Raw genomic sequence first — 20,892 nt, 5'->3', positions numbered from 1 at the left:
AGGTTGACGTCGTGGCCCAGGGGCTGAGGCTTGAGCACCGGACGGCCCTGCTGCCCCGCGCGGCGTTGGTCCAGTTCATGTCGTTGCTGCCCCTGCCGGCTGACTCGATGGCGGAGGTGATCGCCCGGGCGATCGAGGACAACCCGCTCCTGGTGCGGGCGCCGGGCGGGCCGTGCCTGGGCTGTGGACGGCACTGCCGGCGGGCCTACTGCCAGGACTGCCGGATCTCGCCGCTGCCCGGTCAGCTGGCGGCAGCCGTCGACTGGCGGGAGGAGCTCGCCGCCGCCGCCCGGCTCGAGCTGCCGGCGGCGGCCCGTCCCCTCGTCGAACTGGTGGTCGGGTCGCTCGACGACCGTGGGCTGCTGCCGCGGCTTCCCGCGCCGCTGGGGGCCGTCGCGGCGTCCCACCTCGATGCGGTCCTGGAGGCCCTCCGTCGCGTGGGCCCGCCCGGGATCGCGGCCCGATCGCCGCTCGACTGCGTCCGCCTCCAGGTCGAGCGGCTGGCAGCGGTCGGGGCGTGCCCACCGTTGCTCCTGCGGATCGTGCCGGACCACCTCGGCGCCGTCGCCGACCACGACTTGGACGCCATCGCCGCCGCTCTCGCCACCCCGACCGACGAGGTGGGGCGGGCGGTGGCGTTTCTGGTGTCCCGGATCCGGCCGTACCCGACGCTCGAGGGCCCTCTCCAGAGGCCGGCGACGCCCGACCTGGTCTTCCGGGACAACCCGTCCCGGCCAGCAGGCGCCCTCGACGTCGAGGTGGTGACCGACGCCGCGTGGTTCGGCCTCGAGGTCGACCAGGGGCTGTGGTTACAGCGCGACCGGGAGGCCCGGCGCTGGCTCGCGGTCCACCGTCACGACGCGACCGCCCTGCTCACCGCCCTGGCCGCGCGCGCGTCGATGCTGCGGCGCATCGCCACCGTCCTGGCCGACGTCCAGCGGGGTTACCTACGGCACGGGGACACCGATCACCGCCCGCTCAGTCGGAGCGCACTGGCCCGCACGCTCGACGTCCACCCCTCGACCGTCGGGCGCGCGGTCCATGGCAAGTGGGCCCGGTGCCCCGACGGCAGGGTCGTGTCGCTGGTCGGCTGCTTCGGTGGCAACCGGGCGGTGATCGCCTCGGTGCAGGCCGCTCTGGCCGCGCACCCGGCCGCCAGCGATGCCGAGCTCAGCCGCGTCCTGCGGGCTCAGGGCCGCGTCGTCGCCCGGCGGACGGTGGCCAAGTACCGGGCCGGCCTCGAGGGGAGCACCGGGCGGCGAAGCGATCTTCGCCCGCCGTCCCCCCCGGTGCCCGGCTGACGAAGGTGCCTTCGCCTCCAACCGCAGAGGGTCCGCGTCCCGAGCCTGGCACGGAAATTGCATGGGGAGGGGTGTCGAGGTCCATCGGATGAGAGGAACCCCTATGCATGACATCGACCGCGCCATGTTCGAGATGGAGCAGGAAGGAACGTTCGGCGAGTCCGGTGAGGTGCTGGGCGAGTCGTTCGAGGCGTACGAGGCCCACTCCGAGTCCGAGGCCCAGGAGGTCGAGCTGGCGTCGGAGCTGCTGGAGGTCGCCTCGGAGCAGGAGCTGGAGCAGTTCCTCGGCGGGCTGATCAGCTCGGCGGCCTCGGCCGCGCGGGGGTTCGCCGGCTCGGCCACCGGGCGGGCTCTCGGCGGCGTTCTGAAGGACGTCGCGCGTCAGGCGCTGCCGCAACTGGGCCAGGTCATCGGTAATGCCGTGGTCCCGGGAGCGGGCGGCCAGTTCGGCCAGCGTGCCGGGCAGTGGCTCGGGACGAAGTTCGAGCTGGAGGGCCTCTCGGCCGAGGACCGGGAGCTGGAGGTGGCGCGGGCTGTCATCCGGCTGACCCGTGACGCCACTCAGCACGCCGTCTCCGCGGGGCCGGCTGCGCCCCCGCGCCAGGCCGCCAACGCCGCTCTGCGTTCGGCGGCCCAGCGGCAGCTGCCGGCCCTGGTCCCGTTGCTCGACCAGCGCTCGGGACGAGCTTCCTCAGGGTCGCCCGAGGGGCCGCGCAGCGGACGGTGGGTGCGCCGCGGCACCCGCATCGTCCTGATGGACCTCTGAGCACACGACACCCTCACATCGACGAAGACGGAGAGAGAGACCGACATGAGCATTTTCGAGTCGCTTGAGAACGAGACCTTCGAGGGCCCGGGCCACGAGCTGGAGTCCCACGAGTGGGAGAGCGCGGGCGAGTCCTACGAGTCCCACGAGTTCCACGAGATCGCCGAGCTGAACGAGTCGACCGAGCTGGAGCTCGCGCAGGAGCTGTTGGAGATCACCAGCGAGGAGGAGCTCGAGCAGTTCCTCGGCAAGCTCGTCCGCAGCGTCGCCAAAGGCGCCAGCTCGCTGATCCGGTCCCCGATCGGGAAGGCGCTGGGCGGCGTGCTCCGCGGCGTCGCGAAGACCGCCCTACCCGTGGTCGGCTCGGCCCTCGGCTCGTTCGTAGCGCCCGGCATCGGGACCGCCATCGGCGGGAAGCTCGGGTCGATGGCTTCCAGCCTGCTGGAGGCGGAGGAGAGGGAGACGATGAACGAGTCGGAGGCCGAGTTCGAGGCCGCCCGGCGCTACGTCCGCTGGGCGGCGGGCACGGTTCGCAACTCCGCCCGCGCTCCCCGCGGCGTCCCACCGCGCGTCGTCGTGCGGTCGGCGGCCGTGTCCTCGGCCCGGCGGTACGCCCCCTCGCTGCTCGGCGCGAGCAGCCGCTCGACGTGGGGCAGCTCACCGTGGCGCCGTCGACGGGGCCCGGGCTGGTCGACCCCGGACTGGGGCGGGGCGGCGGGCCGGCGGCGCCGGGTCTGCACCTGCGGCGCGGGCGGGGCCGAGCCCGGCGGGGACGACGGCGACCGGTACGGCGCCGCCGACGACGGGGACGGGGAGGACGAGACGTTCGAGTCGCACGAGTTGTCTCAGGGGTCTGGTGCCAACGGCCGCTGGGTGCGCCGGGGCAAGACCATCACGCTGTACGAAGCGTGAGCGTGACTCCGGTGGAACGGCGGCTCAGCGCGGCCCTCCTGGAGCTGGAGGCGCGCGGCCTGCTGGTGCGGCTCGACCAGATCCGGCCGCTCGCGCTGCACGAGACGATGGTGATGGCCGCAGCCTTGCCGGTCCCGGCCAGCCTCGAGATCGAGCGCTTCCTGCACGCCGGCCGCACGGTCCTCCGTCGTCAGATCCATGCCTACCTCGCGTGGTTGGACGGTCCCGGCCGGTCAGCCCGGCCGGACGAGCAGCAGCACCGCTTCGTTCTGATCCGGATGCGGTTCAACGCCGTCCTCAGCCAGTTCGACACCTTCACCGAGGTCGTCACCCAGCGCAGCGAGAGCCGGACGGGGGTCTGGCTGTCCGGGCTGGACGTGCTGGCGGCGGACGCACTGGCGATCACCCCGTGGATCCAGGACCGCCCCGAGGTCGTGACGTACCTGGCTCGGGGTCCCGGCGCTGCCATCCGGAGAGCCCGGACCCGGCTGCCGGGCGGCGACGCCTCCCCGGTGGCGATCATCCGTGTCCCGCGCGAGCGCATGGTCGGGCACGGGATCGCCTCGTCTCTCGTGCACGAGGTCGGCCACCAGGGCGCCGCGCTGCTGGGCCTCGTCGAGTCACTGCGCGAGGACGTCTCGCGGCAGCGGCCGCTCACGCCGGAGCGCGTCCCGGCCTGGCGCAGCTGGGAGCGGTGGGTGTCCGAGGTGATCGCCGACCTCTGGTCGGTGGCCGCGCTGGGCATCTCCTCGACTCTGGGGCTCCTGGCGGTGGTCAGCCTGCCCCGGTTCTTCGTGTTCCGCCCCTCCGACGACGATCCCCACCCGACGCCGTACCTGCGGGTGCTGCTCAGCTGCGCCATCGGCGCGGAGCTGTACCCCCACCCGCAGTGGGCGGACATGGCGCGGACGTGGAAGGAGCTCTACCCCGTGGCGGACCTCCCACCGGAGCGGCAAGACGAGTTCGCCTTGCTCGAGGCCGAGATCCCCGCGTTCGCCCTGCTGCTGGCCGAGCACCGCTCCCCGGCGTTGCAGGGCCGATCCCTCCGCAACTCGTTCCCGCTCGGGCAGCGCCGGCCCCAACGGCTGCTCAAACTCTTCCACCAGTGGCGCAGCGACCTGGGGGTCCTGGCCCGGCAGCCCCCGACCCTCGTCTTCGCCGTCGTCGGCCAGGCGAGGGCCGCCCAGCTCATCACGCCCGAGGCCGAGAGCGAGCTCCTGTCCGCAGTCCTGCGGGCCTGGGCTCTGCGCAGCAGCCTCTCCACCCACCAGACCATCAGCACCACCCGGCGGCTCCAGTCCCGGGCCTCGTAACTAGGAGAAACGATGGACAACAAGTACCGCATCAAGCCGACCCGGCGCAGCTTCGTCCAGGGCGAATCCGTCAGCTTCGAGGTCAACCTCAAGGAGGAGTACGGGGGCAACTTCGTCTGGGCGATCCTCACGTCGGAGGGCGATCAGACCAAGACCGTCAAGGAGCAGCTCGTGAAGCGCGGCGGCAAGGACGACCCGCACACCTACGCGATACCGGTCGGGGGGCTAGCGCCGGGCAGCTACCACCTGGTGCTCCGGACCTGGCAGCCGGCTGGCGGTCACGCGGGCGCCGGCGGTGCACTGGAGACGTCGGCCGAGCACGCCTTCTCGGTGATCCAGGACGTGGGGGAGCGGATCCAGCTCGTCAACGAAGCCGCCCTCGGCCACCCAGAGGCCGAGCGCCCGTTCGCCACCTTCCCGGGCTTCACGACGTTCCTCAAGGAGCAGGGGCTCAACTTCAAGAAGAAGGGTCGGTTCTTCGGCGCCTTCGGGGAGAACAACTATCAAGAGCTCAAGCGGCTGGCGCTCCAGTACGTCCAGGACAAGCACTGCGACTCCCTCGACGAGCTCATCCCCGACGGCTACCTCCGGGCACGCATGGAGGCGGAGCCACTGCTGCCCGGGAAGTTCTACGACAAGCACTTCATGCCGTGCGTCGAGCTGATCTGGAACTACTGGCTGGAGGAAGGGATGCTCGTGCAGACCCTCAACGTCATCCTGGCCCGGTTCCAGAACCGGCGGCTCGGCTCCGACCGCGACCCACTCGCGCGCTTCGACATCACCCCGCTGCTCCCGTTGCGCAATCTGCTCTGGGGCTGGGCCGAGGACGAGCACCAGCGCCTCACCCTGCGGCGGCGCGCGGCTGAGTACGAATACGAGTACGGGTTGACGCTGATCGGCCGGGCGGTGCCGCCGACCCGGATGCTGGTCGAACGCCGGACCGGGTTCTTGGAGTCCTTCCACCAGATCCTGCACCAGGCCCACATCTACTTCAAGGAGAGCGACGACCTGACGGTCAACGCCGACCCGTTCCCGCTGTACCGGTCGCTGCGCGAGTGCCACCTGATCGTCTCGCAGGGCTCGCACAACCAGTACGGCGAGATGGCCGTGACCGCGCGGGCCGACTTCTTGACCATGCAGACGCTGCTCGCGCAGCCGCCGATGCGCGAGTTCCTCGGCGGCCGGCCGATGACCCCCTACCCGGAGGACTGGATGGACCGGGTCGACACCATGAAGGGACTGCAGGGGTGGACCGACACGAGCATCATGCACCACCACGATCTCGCCACCCTGGGCGAACGGTTGGTGCTGACGATCCGGCTGGGGGACTGGGCTGGGACCAACGTCGGTGCCCAGGACGCACGTGTCTGGGCCAACGCGTTCCGGCCGGCCATCCAGAAGTACGTCGCCGCGTATCGCGCCGTCACCGGTGTCGACCTGTCCAAGGACCTCGACACCACGATGCCGTCCACTCTCATCCTGCGGCGGCTGCGTTCGCAGCGTCAGCGGGCGTGAACGCCGACTTCACGTCGGCCCTGTTCCTCGGCCTGCGCCATCCGTCCGCGGCCGGCGCGGGGAGGCTGACCGAGGGCAAGCCCGCGGCGCTCCAGGAGCCGGCGGGTGCCTCGGCTGCTGCCGCCGCCGTCGCCTCGGCGCAGGGGGCGGCGGCGGCGGTGGTGGCGCGGACGAGCCTGCACGCCCTGGTCGACGTGCTCACCACGGCGGCCCCAGCCGGCGCCCTGGTCGTCGTCGACGAGCACAGCTACCCCATCAGCTTCTGGGCCGCCGCGGTGGCCGCTCAGGGAGGAGCCGCCATGACCACCTTCGGCCACCACGACGCCGACCACGTCCGTCGGCTGCTGCACGGACGGCGCCGGCGCGGGGCCGCGGTGGTCCTGACCGACGGCTGGTGCGGCGGCTGTTCGCGGCCGGCCCCGCTCCGGTCCCTGGCCGCGGTGGCGGCCGAGGCGGGGGCCACCCTGGTCGTCGACGACTCACTGGCCGCCGGGGTCCTCGGGGCGGATCCGGAGCCCTGGCGGCCCCTCGGCTCCGGCGGGCAGGGCACGCCGGCGTGGTCGGGGCTGCCCCCCGACCAGCTGGTCTCGGTGGCGTCGACGGCCAAGGCGTTCGGTGCTCCGTTGGCCGTCGTCACCGGTCCCGCCACCGCGGTGGCGATGGTCCGGCGGGGGCCGAGCCGCCTCCACGCGAGCCCGCCGACCCGCGCTGACGTGGCCGCGCTGACCGAGGCCCTGGCCGACCCGACGCTCCCACAGCGACGGCGCCGGCTCGCCCGGCTGATCGGCAGGGTCCGGGACTTCGCCGGCGAACAGGGTCTGGCAGCGGCCGGCCTGCCCTTCCCCGCCGTCCAGCTGCCGATGCCGCTCGCGCGCGCCGACGACCTCCGGCGCCGGATGCTGGTCGACGGGGTCAGCACGCTCGTGATCCGGTCGGGCTGCGCTGGTACCGCGGCCCTCGGCGTGCTGGTGCGGGCCGACCACTCCGACGTGGCTGTCAACCTGCTGCTGCAGGCCCTCGGCCGCCAGCTGCACCGGGGTGCGGCATGACCCCCTTCCCGGTCATCGACTCCCACGTCCACATCGGGCTCGGTGACGGACTGAGTGGACCGTGGGACACGGAAGGGTCCCTCGCCGTCTACCGCAGGCGGGCGAGGGAGGCGGGCATCGACCAGGCGGTGCTGATGGCGCCGCTGACGTCGGACTACCCGGCCGCCAACCGGGCCCTGGCCGCGGTCCTGGCCCGCGAGCCGCGCCGGTGGTCCGGCTACGTCTTCGTCAACCCGGCCACCCAGCGCGGTCGGGTGGCCCGCGATGTCGCGGCAGCGGTCGGGTCGGGCGGCTTCTGCGGCCTCAAGGTGCACGCCCACGACGGGCTGATCACCCGCGAGGTCGCCGAGGTCGCGCGGCGCCTGCACTTCCCGGTCCTCTACGACCCGCGGGGGGACACCGCGTCCGTCGAGATGGTGGCGCGCGCCTACCCCGACGTCGCCTGGATCGTCCCGCACCTGTCCTCGTTCGCGGACGAGTGGAAGGCGCAGGTCGCCTTCGTCGATCAGCTCTGCCGGCACCCGAATCTCTTCACCGATACCTCGGGGGTGCGCTACTTCGACCTGCTCGAGGACGCCGTGCGGCGGGCCGGACCGGCAAAGGTGCTGTTCGGCAGCGACGGCCCCTTCCTGCACCCGGCCGTCGAGATCGCCAAGATCGAGGCGCTCCACCTCGCTCCGGACGCTGCCGCGCTCGTGCTCGGCGGCAACCTGCTGCGCCTGACGGCGGAAGCCCGGCGGCGCGGCCCGGTGTCCACTGCCGGCCTTCGGCGACCAGCATGAGCACGCCGGCTCGGGCCGTGGACGTCGGCGGGGTGAAGGACGCGGTCTGCCGCGCGGTCGACGCTCAGTCCGGGTCCATCCGGGCGCTCTCCCACGCCGTCCACGACGCCCGCGAGACGGCGTTCCAGGAGCGACGGTCCAGCCGGCTGGTCGCCGAGGCGTTGGCGCGCGGGGGGCTCGCGGTCACCCCGGGCGCGTACGGGCTGCCGACCGCGGTCGAGGCGACCGCTGGCGGTGGCGGCCCGCAGGTGGTGATCTGCTGCGAGTACGACGCGCTGCCCGGACTGGGCCACGCCTGCGGGCACAACCTCATCACCGCGGCCGGCGTCGGCGCCGCCGTCGCGTTGCGCTGCTGGGCGTCACGGTTGGGGGGGCGGTTGACGGTGCTCGGGACGCCGGCCGAGGAAGGGGGCGGCGGCAAGATCCTGCTGGCCGACCGGGGAGCCTTCGACGGTGCTGATGCGGTGCTGCTCGTCCACCCCGGGACCGAGGACCTCATCACGCCGGCGCTCCGCGCGGCGGCGGGCTGGCGAGCGGTCTTCCGCGGCCGTCCGGCGCACGCAGCCATGTCCGCTGCCCGAGGGCGCAACGCCCTGGACGCCGCCGTCCTCGCCTACCAGGCGATCGGAGCCGCTCGCGCCACCCTGCCGTGGGGTCAGCACGTCGCCGCCGTGCTCACCGAGGGCGGTGTGGCGGCCAACCTGGTTCCCGACCGATCCGTCCTCCAGCTCACGCTGCGCAGCCAGACGACCGACGGGCTCCAAGCACTCCAGCGGCGGGTGACGGCCTGCTGCCTGGCTGGAGCCGAGGCCACCGGCTGCCGGGTGACGACCCAGCCGTCGGGCCCGGTGTTCCGAGAGCTCCGTGTCGACGCTGCCCTGGCGCGCGCCTTCGCGGCCAATGCGGCCCGGACTGGCCGGCGGTTGCGGGCTGCCGACGCCGCGGCCGTCGCGACCGCCGGCAGCACCGATCTCGGCAACGTCAGCCATCTCGCGCCCACCATCCACCCGATGCTCGCCCTAGGCCCCGGTCGGCTCGCCCCGCACACGCGGGCCTTCGCCGAAGCGGCCCGGTCGCCGGACGGAGACCTGCTCGCCGTCGACGGCGCCAAGGCCATGGCCATGACGGCCATCGACGTCTGGACCTCCGACCCACCCTCGCTGCTCCGCGCAGCCAACCCTGGAAGGACCTGAACCATGGCCGAGCCCGACCACTTCCGCCGTGACGCCGTCACGAGGCTCGCCCCACCGCGCGTCCCGTCCACCGGCGTCGCGGCCGAGATCAAGCCGCACAACACGGTCGGCATCCGCAACGGCTTGAACCAGCTGCGCTCGTCCAGGGCGCCGGTCAGGCTCCTGATCACCTACCGCACGGTCAGCCCGGCGACGCCGGACCGCTTCGAGGTGCTGCTGGCGGACCCCGACCAGGTGCGGACCGCGCTGAACCCGCGGAGCCGGCAGATGCCCCCGACGACCTGGTACCGGATCGGGAGCTTCCGTGAACCGAAGGTGCAGACCCAGATCCCGCTGTCCTCCTGCGCTCCGCGGCTGGGCGTCACCGTCGAGCCGGGCGTCCGCGCCACGTACCAGCGGTTCATGCGACGGGGTTCGGCGCCCGGCCTCACGCTCGGCTGGAAGGACCCCAACGCTCCAGGTCATGACATCCAGCACGAGGAGCTGGCGGCGTTCCTGCAGGAGCTGGCCGGAGAGCTCGCGTCCGGGCCGGCACGTCAGCCCTGAGCGGTCAGGCCTGCTCGGGCGCGAGCCGGGCGCCGCGCTTGCGCATCTGCACGGCGCGGTCCGAGACGCCGAGTCGTCGTGCCGCAGGGCCCGCGTTGCCCCCGGCCTCGGCGAGGGCGACGTCCACCGCCAGGTCGCCGACAAGGCTCCGCAGCTCCCGCAGCCCGGTTCCAGCGCTCAGGCAGTCCCGGATCGCCAACTCCAGGCTCGCCACCGCCCGGGTCGGCTGCGCCGCACCCGGCCCGGTCCGCGGGCGGTCCGCGTCGGGGACGTCACCTGGGGTGATGGGACCACCGCCGACGTGCCGCCCGGCGATCCGGACGGCCAGCTGCCGCAGCTCGCGGACGTTGCCGGGGAACTCCCGGCCGCGCAGCATCGTGAGCACCGCCGCGCTCACGGGCGGCGGGGAGGGCGTGCCCAGGGCTGCCGCCAGGAAGTGCCGGAAGAGGGTTTCCAGGTCTTCTGGACGTTCGCGCAGGGACGGCAGCCGCACGACGCTGCTCGCGATGCGGTGGTAGAGGTCAGTGCGGAAGCGGCCCTTGCGCTGTTCCTTGTCGAGGTCCCGGTTGGTGGCGCTGACGAGGCGGAACCGGGTCCGGTTCCAGATGTCGCCGCCCACCCGCTTGTAGACGCCCTCCTGGATCACCCGCAGCAGTTCCGCTTGCAGCGGCAGGGGCAGCTCCGCGACCTCGTCGAGGAAGAGTGTCCCTCCGTCCGCGGCGGCGAACGCGCCGTTGCGGGACCGGTCGGCTCCGGTGTAGGCGCCGCGCTCGTGACCGAAGAGCTCGCTCCCCGACAGGGTCGGCACGATGGTGGTGCAGTCGACCACCACGAGCGGCCGGCTGCTGCCGGCACCGCTGAGGGCGTGCACCACCCGGGAGGCCAGCTCCTTCCCGGTCCCGGTCTCGCCGACCAGCAGGATGGGGGCGCTGCCGTACAGGGAGAGGGCGACCAGCTCCCGCAACGCCGACCGCAGGGCGCGGCTGGTGCCGATCATCTCCCCCGCGACGGTCGGGCGGCGGAGTGCGTCGTCGATCGTCCTCCACCGTCGGATGCGTTGCACCACCTCGTCGCAGGTGCCGGGTCCCTCCCAGGCCAGCACGTCCGCAGCGCCCTGCTCGAGCAGCCGCCACACCCCGGCCGGCTCCGGGTCCTCCGCTCCCGCCACGACGATGGTGCGCCGCTCCTCCGAACCGGTGGCCGGCAGTCGCGGGCTGGCGTCCAGGGCGTGCTCGACGACCACCACCTGGTACTCATCGGGTTCAGCAGACAGCCCGGCGTCGGCCAGAGCGCGGCGGACGTCGTGCGCCCAGGCGACGCTCTCGTCTGCAAGAACAGCGACCACGAGGTACCCGCTCGGGATGTCTGGTTCTGCCGGGAGAGACCGCCCGGGGCGTGGAGGAGGCAGAACTCAGCCCAGGTTGGCACAGCCCCCAGGGCCGGTCAATGCCCGGCGCCAGCCGGCCTCCGGTCAGCTGGTCACCGCCGGGAGCGCCGTTCGGCCGGGTGGTCGGAGCGGTCACCCACGGGCCCGCTGGCGGCGGTGACCCGGCGGCTGCCGGCGAGGGTCTGCCAGCTGCGGGCGTGGACGGGCTCGACGGTGGGGTCGATCCGGGGGTCCGGCCGGTCGTCGGTGGGGTCCGGGGTGAGGTGGTAGTCCGCCTGGACCCGGTCGGGGGTGACGTCGACGAGCGTGTAGCCGTGACCGACGCCGTCGAGGTAGCGCACCCAGGGGTTGGCCGCGGCGACGGCCGTCGTCAGGCCGCGGGTGGTGGCCAGGGTGGCGGTCGCCGGCCCGGGCCGCGAGCTGCGGACGAGCTCGTAGAAGCCGTCGCTGGTCACCGAGGGGCAGACGAACTCGACGCCGGCGGAGCGGTAGCCGGCGGCCGGCTCGCCGACCGGGAGGTCCATCGCCCACGAGGAGTGGATGTCGCCGGTCAGCACGACGGTGTCGCCGTTGCGGTGCGGCTGCTCGGCCAGGTGCCGGAGGAACCGGCGCTGGTCGGCCTGGTAGCCGTCCCACTGGTCGGAGTTGACCAGGCTGGTGCCGGCCGGCGCCCCCAGCACGGCACCGGGGAAGCGGACCGGGGCGAGGACCACCTGGTTGGCCACCAGGTGCCACTGCCGGCGCCGGTCGGCCGTGCCGTCCTCCAGCCACGCCAGCTGCTCGGGCTCCAGCAGGTGCCGGTCGGGGTCGGCCAGGGCGGCGTCGGTGGCGGGCAGGCCGGTGGGGATGAAGCCGCCGCCCCCGGTCGTGTAGGGCGCCAGGTTCACCTGGGCGCTGCGGTTCTGCCGGGTCTCCAGGACCGACAGGTCGGCGAGGGAGCCGTAGGTGAACCGCTTGAAGAAGCGGGTGCCGCGGTGCGGGACGTGCCGCTGCTCGGGCAGCCGGAACGGCATCCACTCGAGGTAGGCCTGGAAGGCCTGCCGGCGGCGCTCCAGGAAGGCGCCCTCGTCACCGGCCGTGTGGTTCTCCGCGCCGCGGGCCCAGGCGTTGTTGGCCACCTCGTGGTCGTCGAAGATCGTGATCCACGGGTGCCGGCGGTGGGCGCGGCGCAGGTCCGGGTCGGCCTTGTGCAGGGCGTGCCGGAGCCGGTAGCCCTGCAGGTCGATCGTCTCGGTGGCCGGCACCGAGTCCCGCTCGCCGACCAGGGCGGCGGGCCCGTACCGGTCCTCGCCGTTGCCGTACTCGTAGAGGTAGTCCCCGACGTGCAGGATGAAGTCGAGGTCGTCGCGGAACGCCAGCGCGCGGTAGGCGCCGAAGTAGCCGCCCGTGTAGTTGCTGCACGAGACCAGCCCGAAGCGCAGCGCGTGCGTCTCCCGGCGCTCGTCCGGCGCGGTCTGCGTGCGACCGACCGGGCTGGTCTCGCCGCGGGCGCGGAACCGGTAGTAGTAGCGGGTGTAGGGCTGCAGCCCCCGGACGTCGACCTTGACCGTGTGGTCCGACGTCGGGCTGGTCACCACCGTGCCGCGGTCGACCAGGTGGTGGAAGTCGCGGTCGCGGGCCACCTCCCAGCGCACCCGGAGCGGCAGGCCGCGGCCGCTGCCCGGGGTCGCCTCCGGGTCCCCGCGGCGGGCCGGGGGAGGGGTGGCGCGCGTCCAGATGACCACGGCGTCGGCCGTCGGGTCCCCGCTCGCGACGCCGTAGCCGAACACGCCCGCGCGGGCCGGCGCGGCCGCCGCCTCGACGTCGAAGGGCCGCAGGCCCCCGGCACCCGCGGCTGCGGCGGCGGCTCCGAGCGCGGCGCCCTTGAGGACGGAACGGCGGCTGGGGCTCGCGGGCGTGGTCACGGGTGGAGCATCGACGGCCCGGGTGAACGTCGGCCCCGTTCTGGGGGAACGCCGGGAGCCGCCCGGCCGAACTCGCCGTGGACCTGCCGGACCGGTGGTCCGGTCACCACGGACCGCGTGCGGGGCCGCCCCGTCCGTTCACCCGCCGGCCGACAGGCCGTCGCCGGGGTGCCGTCCGCGCGCACACCCGGGTGGTAGACGTGGACCTCCCCCTCACAGGAGCGTGCATGTCCCCCTCACGTCCCCGCCGGCTCCTCGCCGGCTCCCTGGCGGCTGCCGTCGTCTCGGCCGGAGCGCTCGTCGCCCTGCCGGCCGACGCCGCCGTCCCCACCTCCCCCTTCCTCTCCGAGCTCCACTACGACAACGCCGGGACCGACGCCGGTGAGTTCGTCGAGGTGCAGCTGCCACCCGGCACGAGCAGCGCGGGCCTGTCCGTCGTCCTCTATAACGGGGGGAACGGGGCGGTCTACGACGCCGACGCCCTGCCCGCGGTGACGGCCCCCGCCGACGCCCCCGCCGTGGCCGTCGTGACCTACCCCGCGAACGGCGTCCAGAACGGCGACCCCGACGCGGTGGCCCTGGTCCGCGGGACCGAGGTGCTCGAGTTCCTCTCCTACGAGGGCACGGTCACCGCCGCCGGGGGACCCGCGGCCGGGCGCACCTCGACCGACATCACGGTCCGGGAGGCCGGCACGGAGACCGCTGGCCAGTCGCTCTCGCGGGTCTACGACGCGACCGCCGACGCCCTGGTCTGGCGCGGGCCGGCGGCCGCCACCTCGGGCGTGGTGAACGCGGGTGGCGGCACCACGCCGACCCCGCCGCCCGCCACCGCGCTCTGCGACACCCCGCGCACCGCCGCGATCGGCGACGTGCAGGGCACCGGTTCGGCGACCCCGCTCGCCGGCCAGGTGGTCGGCGTCCGGGGCACCGTGGTCGGCGACGTCCCCGGGCTGAGCGGCTTCTACCTGCAGGACGCCGGGGACGGCAGCGCGGCCACGTCGGACGGCGTCTTCGTGTTCTCCCCGGTCGAGGTCGACCTCGGCGACACGGTCGCCGTGCAGGGCCGGCCCGCGGAGTTCTCGGGGCAGACCCAGATCGCGGCCGGCCCCGACGTCGCCGTCTGCGACGAGGGCAGCGCGTCCGACCTGCCGGCGCCCGCGGCGCTGGACCTGCCGGCCGGCGACGCCGAGCGCGAGCGGCTCGAGGGCATGCTGGTCGCCCCCGCCGACACGCTCACGGTCAGCGAGGTCTTCGACCTCACCAGCTTCGGCGAGCTGACTCTCAGTGAGGGTGGTGTCCTGCTCACCCCGACCGAGGCAGCGGCGCCGGGCGCACCCGCCCGGGCGGTCGCCGCGGACAACCTGCTGCGCAGCATCGTCCTCGACGACGCGGTCTCGGCCCGGGTCGGTGTCAGCACCCGGCCGTACCTCTCGCCCAGCACGCCGGTCCGGGTGGGTGACGAGCTGCACCTCACCGCGCCGACGGTGCTGGGCTTCGGTTTCGGCACCTGGCGCCTGCAGCCGGCCGACGGTACGGCGGCCGGCACCTTCACGGGCACGAACACCCGTCCGGCGGCGCCCGAGCCGGTCGGCGGCGACGTGCAGGTCGGGTCGTTCAACGTCCTCAACTACTTCCTCACCTTCGGCGGGCTGGGCCGGGGCGCCACCGACCAGGTGCAGTTCGAGCGGCAGGCCGGCAAGATCGTGCCCGCCATCAACGCCTTGGGCGCCGACGTGGTCACCCTGCTGGAGATCGAGGACACCGACTCCACGGGCTACAGCCCGGGCCACGCCGACGGGGCGCTGGCCGACCTGGTCGCGCGGCTGAACGCCGACGCCGGCTACGACCGGTGGGACTACGTGCCGATGCCGGACGAGCTGCTGGCCGTCGACCGCGACGTGATCCGCAACGGCATCATCTACGCCGACGACGTCGTGCAGCCGGTGGGCGAACCCGTCGGCCTGGTCGACGAGTCGGTCTGGGCCAACGCCCGCGAGCCGATCGCGCAGACCTTCAGCAAGGACGGCGACCGCTTCACCGTGGTGGCCAACCACTTCAAGTCCAAGAGCCCCGGCGCGCCCACGGGTGACAACGTCGACACCGGCGACGGCCAGGGTGAGTGGAACGGCGACCGCAGGCGGCAGGCCGCGTCCCTGGCCGCGTTCAGCGAGCAGCTGCAGGACGCCAGCGGTGACCCGGACGTGCTGCTGCTGGGCGACCTCAACGCCTACACCCGCGAGGACCCGATCCAGGTCCTCCGCGACGCCGGCTACACCGACCCGGGCGAGACCCTGGACCCGGGCCGCTACAGCTACGTGTTCGACGCCGGCTCGGGCTCTCTCGACCACGCCCTGGCCAGCGCGTCGTTGCGGGGCAAGGTGACCGACCTGACGCACTGGAACATCAACAGCGTCGAGTCCTTCGCCTACCAGTACACCGGCGACCCGGCCCTCTACGCGGCCGATCCCTACCGCTCCAGCGACCACGACCCGGTCCTGCTGGGCGTCGACCTGGTCGAGCGCTGCGACGGACGGCGGCCCACGATCACCGGGACCGAGGGTGGCGACGTGCTGCACGGCACCAACCGGTCCGACGTGATCATGGGGCTCGGCGGGGCCGACCGGATCGAGGGCCTGAACGGCGACGACGTGCTCTGCGGCGGCGCGGGCTCCGACGTCCTGCTGGGTGGCAACGGCGACGACACCCTCCTCGGCGGGTTCGGGTCCGACCTGCTCGACGGGGGTCGCGGCGACGACCGGCTGGTCGGCGGACCGGGGGCTGACCGCCTGGTCCAGGGTCAGGGCCGCGGCCCGGCCCGCCAGGGTGGCCCCGAGAGCTGACCCCGACCTGAGCCTGTCGACGGGCCGATGGGGTGGGTGACCTCGCGGCCGTTGCTCGTCCCCGCGGCGTCAGCACGCGCCGCTTCGACGAGCAGGCGGCCGCCGGGTGAGCCCAGCCTGTTCGCCGCGCCGCAGCAGCACCGACGGGCCGCAGCACCGGCTCCCGCCGGGTCCAGACTGGCCGGGTGCGACCGACGACGGTGCTGGTGGAGGGGGAGAGCGACCGGGTGGCGGTCCAGGCGCTCGCGCGCCGGCGGGGCCACGACCTGGCCGACGGGCGGGTCGCGGTCGTCGCGATGGGCGGGGCGACGAGCATCGGCTCCTTCCTGGCCCGCTTCGGCCCGTCCGGGGCGGACCACCGCCTGCTCGGGCTGTGCGACGAGGCCGAGTCGCCCGGCGTCGCGCGTGCGCTGGCCCGGGCCGGCGTCGACGGCGGCGCGCTGGAGGAGCTCGGCTTCCAGGTCTGCCGGTCCGACCTGGAGGACGAGCTCATCCGCTGCCTCGGCGTCGACGCCGTGCTCGACGTCGTCGCCGCCGAGGGCGAGCTGGCGTCGTTCCGGCTCCTGCAACGGCAGCCGGCGCAGCGGGAGCGCTCGACGACCGCCCAGCTGCGCCGGTTCCTCGGGGGCCGCAGCGGGCACAAGATCCGCTACGCCGAGCTGCTCGTCGACGCCCTGCCGGCCGGTCGGGCCCCGGCCCCGCTGGGCCGGCTCGTCGACGCCTTCTGACGCCGGGCTCAGGTCCGCCGGGCGGTCACGAGCAGGTACTCCCAGTCCATCGCCCCGCCCTGCAGGAAGCGGTCACCGAGGGCCGCCAGGTCGGCGTCCAGGGCCTCGACCTTCGCGGGGTCGGGAGCCAGGAACCTGTAGACGGCGATGGTCGGGCCGTAGTTGCGCTTCATGTAGTCCCGGAACTCGGCTCCGGAGGCGAAGCGGTCCACCCGCAGCGTCTGCTGGCGGGCCACCAGGTCCTCCACCCGGTCCCCGAGCAGCTCGCGGACGTGGTCCGCCCGTCCCCACAGCGGGGCCGGGGACGCCCCGGGCGGGGGCGGCGGGGCGTACGGCTTCATGGTCGCGAACAGCTGGCCGATGAAGCCCTCGGGCGTCCAGCTGAGCACGCCGATGCTGCCGCCGGGGCGGCACACCCGGACCAGCTCGTCGGCGGCCTGCTGGTGGTGCGGTGCGAACATCACGCCGATGCACGACAGCACGACGTCGAAGGCGGCGTCCTCGAAGGGCAGCGCCTCCGCGTCGGCGGTCTGCCAGGTCAAGGGGAGGTCGTCGTCGGTCACGGCCGCCCGGCCCACGTCGAGCAGCTCGGGCGTCAGGTCGGTCGCGGTCACGGTCGCGCCGCGGCGGGCCGCCGGGACGGCCGAGGTGCCGGTGCCGGCGGCGACGTCGAGGACCCGTTGCCCGGGCTGGACGTCGACCGTCTCGACGAGGATCCCGCCGAGGGTGCCGACGACCTCGTCGGCGACGGCGGGGTAGTCCCCGCTGGCCCACAGGGCGGCGTGCTTGGCCTTGAGCGCCCGGTCCTCCGGGGTGCTGGTGAGGGGATGGGTGGATGTGGTGGTCATGCGGTCCTCCGGTCGTCGGTCGTGCTGGTCGAGACGACGGTAGGGACGACGCCCCTGGCGCCACATCGGCGCCGACGCGCAACTGCGGGCGCCGCCGGCGGACGCGTGGCGGCTGACGCGTAGCCGGCACTCAGGCGCGGGAGAGCAGCCGCGCGACCGCGGCGGTGCGGGCGGTGCGCCCGTGCAGGCCGAGCTTCGCGTACGCGTTCTGCAGGTGCCGCTCGACGGTGCGCACCGAGAGCACCAGCGTGGCGGCGATCGCGTCGTTGTCCTGCCCGGCGGCGGCCTGCTCGAGGATGTCGAGCTCGCGGGGCGACAGCACCGTCGACAGGTCCGGGATGACGGTGCGGGGATCCGGCTCCGGCTCCCGGTCGGGGGCGAGGAAGGCCGTCAGCTCCTCCAGCAGCACCGGCCAGGCCGGTTCGTCCTCCAGCACGATGTGGTTGTCGCTCTCCAGGGCCACCAGCCGTGCGCCGGGGATGTGCGCGGCCAGGTGCCGGCTGTGCCCGAACTCGTTCATCTGGTCCCGGCGGCTGTGCAGCACCAGGGTCGGCAGGTCGAGCTCGGGGAGCCGGCCCGTCGCGTCGGCCAGCTGGCGCTGCGAGCGGGCCAGGATCGCGGTGTCGGCGTCGACGGCCATGCGCTGCAGCTCGTCGATCCAGCGCATCTGCTCCTCGGTCCCGCCGGGGATCATCAGGCTGGTGAAGACACGCCGGAACTCCGGCGTCGGCCGGTCCCAGCCGACCTTGATCAGGGCCTGGAACGCCGCGTCGAGCTCGACCTCCTCCGGGGTCGCGGCGGCCAGCGCCCCGGCGTAGCTGCCGTAGAACGCGATCCGGGTGAGCCGGTCGGGGTGCCGGGCGGCGTACTCGATCGCCACCGGCCCGCCCTGGGCCATCGCCAGCAGGGCGAAGCGGTCGAGGCCGGCGTCGTCGGCCACCGCCTCGAGGTCGGCGACCCGGGCGTCGAGGCTGTGGTCGGTCACCGAGCGGTCCGACAGGCCGTGACCCCGTTCGTCGTAGCGGATGACGGTCGCGATCCGGCCGAGCTCGACCAGGTAGTGGCGCCACACCGGGCTCTGCCAGTCGAACTGCAGGTGGCTGAGCCAGCAGGTGTCGATGAGGAGCGGCGGACCCGAACCGTGCACCGCGTACGCGATCCCGACGCCGTCGGCCGAGCGGGCGAACCGGATGTCCTGCACCGTGTCGCCGCCGACCCTCCCCATCGTCCGATGGTAGGGCGACCGGGCGCGCTGCGCACCCGCTCCGACGCGTCCCGTCCCCTCGGGGCCCACGGGGTGTGGCGGGCGCCCGGGTCCTGGCCGTTTCAAGTGAATGTGCAATTCTTCCGTTCTCCGGACGATCAGCCGGGGACCGCCGGAGAGCGGTCGTGCACGCGAGGAGGAGCGGGCAGATGACGGGCGGGGGCGTCGAGGGGTGGTCGACCGACGAGGGCGGTCGGGTCCAGCTGCGGTCGTTGCTGACGGCGATGTCCGGGCTGGCGGCCGAGCAGTGGGCGCCGGCCCGGGTGGAGCAGCTGCTGCGGTTGTCGGTCGCCGTGCTGGATGCCGAGCACGCGGTCCTCGCGGTCGACGGTGACGACGGCGCGCTGGGCACCGTGCTCTTCAGCACGGCCGACCCGCTCGCGGTCACGGCCCTGCGGGACCTCCTCGGTGCCCACCTCACCGCGGCGCGGCCGCCGGCCGGTCCGCTCTTCGAGGCGGCCGCCGTCGTCCTGCCCGCGACGACGCCGTCCGCCCTGGTGCGTCCCGTGCTGGAGGTGCCGATGACCGTCACGTCCGGCGGGTCCGGACGCCTCTACGTCCTCGGGCAGGCCGGCCGGGTGGCGTTCGACGACGCCGACGAGGAGATGGCGGCCGAGTTCGCCAAGATGGCGGCGCTGTCGGTCGAGAACGCGCTGCACGGCCAGCAGTCCCGTCAGCAGGTGAAGTGGCTGCGCGGCCTCACCCTGATCACCCAGGCGCTCCTGCAGGCCGGTTCGGACGAGGTGTCGGTCTGGCAGGAGATCGCGGACCGGGTGCACCAGCTGGCGCGGGCCCGGACCGTCACCATCGCCACCGTCAGCGAGGACGACCCGGACCTGCTCGAGGTGCGGGTGGCCGCCGGCGTGGGGGCCGCCCAGCTCCCGGGCCGGGTGTTCGGGGAGCAGGACAGCCTGGCGGTGCAGGCCATGGCGGCCGGGAGCTGGCAGGTCGGCACCGGCGGTGAGGAGCACACCACCCACAGCCGCGTCGGACCGCCCGTCGGGGCGACGCTGGCCATCCCGCTGCTCGACGCCCGCGGGCCGCGGGGGGCGATCGTGCTCAGCCGGCACCCGGCGCAGGCCGCGTTCACCCGGACGGAGGTCGCCATGGTCCACGACTTCGCGAACCAGGCCATGCTGGCCATCGAGCTGGCGGAGACCCGGGCCGCGGAACGCACCCTCTCCGCGCGCACCACCGAGGAGGAGATCGCCGGCACCTTCCAGGACCGCACGATCCAGCGGCTCTTCGCCGCCAGCCTGATGGTGGAGGCCGCCATGGTCCGCCGGCCCGAGCCCTGGCTCACCCTGCTGCACGCGGAGCTGGCGGCCGTTATCACCGAGGCGCGGTCGTCGCTGCAGGGGCACTACGGTCGCGCGGGCTGACCGGCCCGGTCCGGGGGGCGGTCCCCTCCACGTCGTCGGGCCATTCCGGTGCGCCGCGGGCAGAGCTGTCCTAGGCTTCGCGTGAAGGTGGTCGGTCGGGGAGGCCGCACCGGCAGGACGAGCACCCGGACCACGACGTCCGCGAGCCGCTGGTCCTCGACGCTCGTGATCGGAAGCCCGTGGCGCCCACCGCCTCCCTCCAGCAGCCCGACGCCTGCGCCGAGGTGCTCAACTCCTGCCGCCGCCTCGACGGCTGGGGCCTGCGCCAGCTGCTCGACCGCAGCCGCGACGAGCGCGGGCTCGACCGCACCGTCGCCGAGGTGCTGCTCCCGGCCCTCCGCCACATCGGCGAGCGGTGGGCGTCCGGCGAGATCGGCGTGGCCCACGAGCACCTCTTCTCCAGCACGGCCGAGCGGTGGCTCCACGCCCAGCTCCGGCCCGTCGCGCCCGCGACGCGCGCTCCGCTGGCCCTGCTGGCCTGCGGCCCGGGCGAGACCCACGCGGTGGCGCTGAACGCTCTCGAGACGCTGCTGAACCACCGCGGCTGGGCCACCGACCACCTGGGGGCCTCGACGCCGGCCTCCAGCCTGCGGACCGCCGTCCGGGTGACGCGGCCGGCCGCCGTCGTCGTCGTCGCGCACCTGCCGCAGAACCGGCCCGGCACGGTCCGCGCGCTCGCCGGGGTCGGGGACCTCGTCGCCCCCGCGGACCTGTTCTACGCCGGCGGTGCCTTCGTCACCGACGCGGACCGCGAGGGCGTGCCCGGCACCTACCTCGGCGCCGACCTGGTGGCCGCCGCCGACCACGTCGCCGGCCGCCACCCCTGACGCTCGCGCCGCTCCCGGTCGGCGTCGGCGACGCCGACCAGCCCTCGGGCCGCCCGGTCGGGTCCGTGGCCCATCACGGCCTTGGTCTCGAGGAACGCGTGGAAGGCGAGCTCGCCGCACTCGCGGCCGTTCCCGCTCCGCTTGTAGCCGCCGAAGGGTGCGGCGAGGTCGTAGGCGCCGTTGATGGAGACCTGGCCGGCCCGCAGCCGCGCGGCCAGCCGCCGGGCCTGTGCGAGGTCCTGGCCCGAGACGTAGGCCGCGAGCCCGTAGTCGGTGTCGTAGGCGATGGCGCCGGCGTCGTCCAGGTCGGCGTAGGCGGGGACGACCAAGCACCG

The 20,892-nt window shown here is 74.2% G+C and carries 18 protein-coding genes; 13 read left to right on the top strand and 5 right to left on the bottom strand.

The features are described from left to right. Positions 1 to 11: 11 nt before the first annotated feature. The 9 genes from BLT72_RS13440 to BLT72_RS13400 all read left to right on the top strand — a co-directional run bounded on the left by BLT72_RS13440 (position 12) and on the right by BLT72_RS13400 (position 9,377). Entirely contained in the window at positions 12 to 1,301 is a 1,290-nt protein-coding gene (locus BLT72_RS13440; RefSeq protein WP_091413452.1) for an RNA polymerase factor sigma-54, read from the top strand. Positions 1,302 to 1,404: 103 nt separating this feature from the next. Beyond that, positions 1,405 to 2,067: a hypothetical protein gene (locus BLT72_RS13435; RefSeq protein WP_091413450.1), complete on the top strand. Its 663-nt coding sequence runs from the start codon at positions 1,405 to 1,407 to the stop codon at positions 2,065 to 2,067. A 45-nt stretch (positions 2,068 to 2,112) separates the two neighbouring features. Continuing rightward, the gene (locus BLT72_RS13430) at positions 2,113 to 2,979 is read left to right on the top strand and encodes a hypothetical protein (protein ID WP_091413448.1); all 867 of its coding nucleotides are present in this window, start codon (positions 2,113 to 2,115) and stop codon (positions 2,977 to 2,979) included. Then, entirely contained in the window at positions 2,976 to 4,292 is a 1,317-nt protein-coding gene (locus tag BLT72_RS13425) for a hypothetical protein (protein ID WP_197677028.1), read from the top strand. Before BLT72_RS13430 ends, BLT72_RS13425 begins: the two co-directional genes overlap by 4 nt. Before the next feature lie 12 nt (positions 4,293 to 4,304). After that, entirely contained in the window at positions 4,305 to 5,807 is a 1,503-nt protein-coding gene (locus BLT72_RS13420; protein ID WP_091413444.1) for a hypothetical protein, read from the top strand. Then, the gene (locus tag BLT72_RS13415; RefSeq protein ID WP_091413442.1) at positions 5,804 to 6,856 is read left to right on the top strand and encodes an aminotransferase class I/II-fold pyridoxal phosphate-dependent enzyme; all 1,053 of its coding nucleotides are present in this window, start codon (positions 5,804 to 5,806) and stop codon (positions 6,854 to 6,856) included. Before BLT72_RS13420 ends, BLT72_RS13415 begins: the two co-directional genes overlap by 4 nt. Further along, on the top strand, positions 6,853 to 7,638 hold the full coding sequence (locus BLT72_RS13410; protein ID WP_091413440.1) for an amidohydrolase family protein: 786 nt from the start codon (positions 6,853 to 6,855) through the stop codon (positions 7,636 to 7,638). The genes BLT72_RS13415 and BLT72_RS13410 overlap by 4 nt, the downstream gene beginning before the upstream one ends. After that, entirely contained in the window at positions 7,635 to 8,831 is a 1,197-nt protein-coding gene (locus BLT72_RS13405) for an amidohydrolase (RefSeq protein ID WP_091413438.1), read from the top strand. The genes BLT72_RS13410 and BLT72_RS13405 overlap by 4 nt, the downstream gene beginning before the upstream one ends. Before the next feature lie 3 nt (positions 8,832 to 8,834). Next, positions 8,835 to 9,377, top strand: coding sequence for a hypothetical protein (locus tag BLT72_RS13400; RefSeq protein WP_091413436.1), 543 nt, complete (start codon positions 8,835 to 8,837; stop codon positions 9,375 to 9,377). Between the two features lie 4 nt (positions 9,378 to 9,381). Here the strand turns inward: BLT72_RS13400 and BLT72_RS13395 are convergent, their stop codons facing one another. Together BLT72_RS13395 and BLT72_RS13390 are read right to left on the bottom strand one after the other, a co-directional pair. Continuing rightward, positions 9,382 to 10,722 carry a sigma-54-dependent transcriptional regulator gene (locus BLT72_RS13395; protein ID WP_157720482.1) on the bottom strand — a complete coding sequence of 447 codons (1,341 nt, stop codon included), beginning with the start codon at positions 10,720 to 10,722 and terminating at the stop codon, positions 9,382 to 9,384. A gap of 134 nt (positions 10,723 to 10,856) precedes the next feature. Continuing rightward, complete coding sequence (locus BLT72_RS13390; RefSeq protein ID WP_091413431.1) at positions 10,857 to 12,668, bottom strand: alkaline phosphatase D family protein; 1,812 nt, start codon at positions 12,666 to 12,668, stop codon at positions 10,857 to 10,859. 227 nt (positions 12,669 to 12,895) lie between these two features. Here BLT72_RS13390 and BLT72_RS13385 point away from each other — a divergent pair, with 227 nt between their 5' ends. Continuing rightward, positions 12,896 to 15,508, top strand: a complete 2,613-nt coding sequence (locus BLT72_RS13385; RefSeq protein ID WP_197677027.1) for an ExeM/NucH family extracellular endonuclease — start codon at positions 12,896 to 12,898, stop codon at positions 15,506 to 15,508. Between the two features lie 185 nt (positions 15,509 to 15,693). Continuing rightward, positions 15,694 to 16,236 (top strand): TOPRIM nucleotidyl transferase/hydrolase domain-containing protein, encoded by a 543-nt coding sequence (locus tag BLT72_RS13380; RefSeq protein WP_091413429.1) that lies wholly within the window; start codon positions 15,694 to 15,696, stop codon positions 16,234 to 16,236. Positions 16,237 to 16,244: 8 nt separating this feature from the next. On the opposite strand, the gene BLT72_RS13375 is transcribed toward BLT72_RS13380, so the two are convergent. Both BLT72_RS13375 and BLT72_RS13370 read right to left on the bottom strand, forming a co-directional pair. After that, positions 16,245 to 17,084 (bottom strand): class I SAM-dependent methyltransferase, encoded by an 840-nt coding sequence (locus BLT72_RS13375; protein WP_091413427.1) that lies wholly within the window; start codon positions 17,082 to 17,084, stop codon positions 16,245 to 16,247. A gap of 130 nt (positions 17,085 to 17,214) precedes the next feature. Then, a complete protein-coding gene (locus BLT72_RS13370; protein WP_091413426.1) occupies positions 17,215 to 18,309 on the bottom strand; it encodes an alpha/beta fold hydrolase in 1,095 nt (364 codons plus the stop codon). A gap of 188 nt (positions 18,310 to 18,497) precedes the next feature. On the opposite strand from BLT72_RS13370, the gene BLT72_RS13365 reads away from it, so the two are divergent. Both BLT72_RS13365 and BLT72_RS22545 read left to right on the top strand, forming a co-directional pair. Beyond that, the gene (locus tag BLT72_RS13365) at positions 18,498 to 19,730 is read left to right on the top strand and encodes a GAF domain-containing protein (protein ID WP_091413424.1); all 1,233 of its coding nucleotides are present in this window, start codon (positions 18,498 to 18,500) and stop codon (positions 19,728 to 19,730) included. A gap of 179 nt (positions 19,731 to 19,909) precedes the next feature. After that, on the top strand, positions 19,910 to 20,557 hold the full coding sequence (locus BLT72_RS22545; protein ID WP_172826071.1) for a cobalamin B12-binding domain-containing protein: 648 nt from the start codon (positions 19,910 to 19,912) through the stop codon (positions 20,555 to 20,557). Here BLT72_RS22545 and BLT72_RS22540 read toward each other — a convergent pair. Then, a complete protein-coding gene (locus BLT72_RS22540; protein WP_172825992.1) occupies positions 20,500 to 20,886 on the bottom strand; it encodes an aldehyde dehydrogenase family protein in 387 nt (128 codons plus the stop codon). The two genes, BLT72_RS22545 and BLT72_RS22540, sit on opposite strands and share 58 nt — an antisense overlap. Positions 20,887 to 20,892 lie beyond the last annotated feature (6 nt).

The organism is Friedmanniella luteola (genome assembly GCF_900105065.1).
Lineage (GTDB): Bacteria > Actinomycetota > Actinomycetes > Propionibacteriales > Propionibacteriaceae > Microlunatus > Microlunatus luteolus.
This window is presented reverse-complemented; position numbering and strand designations above follow the sequence as displayed.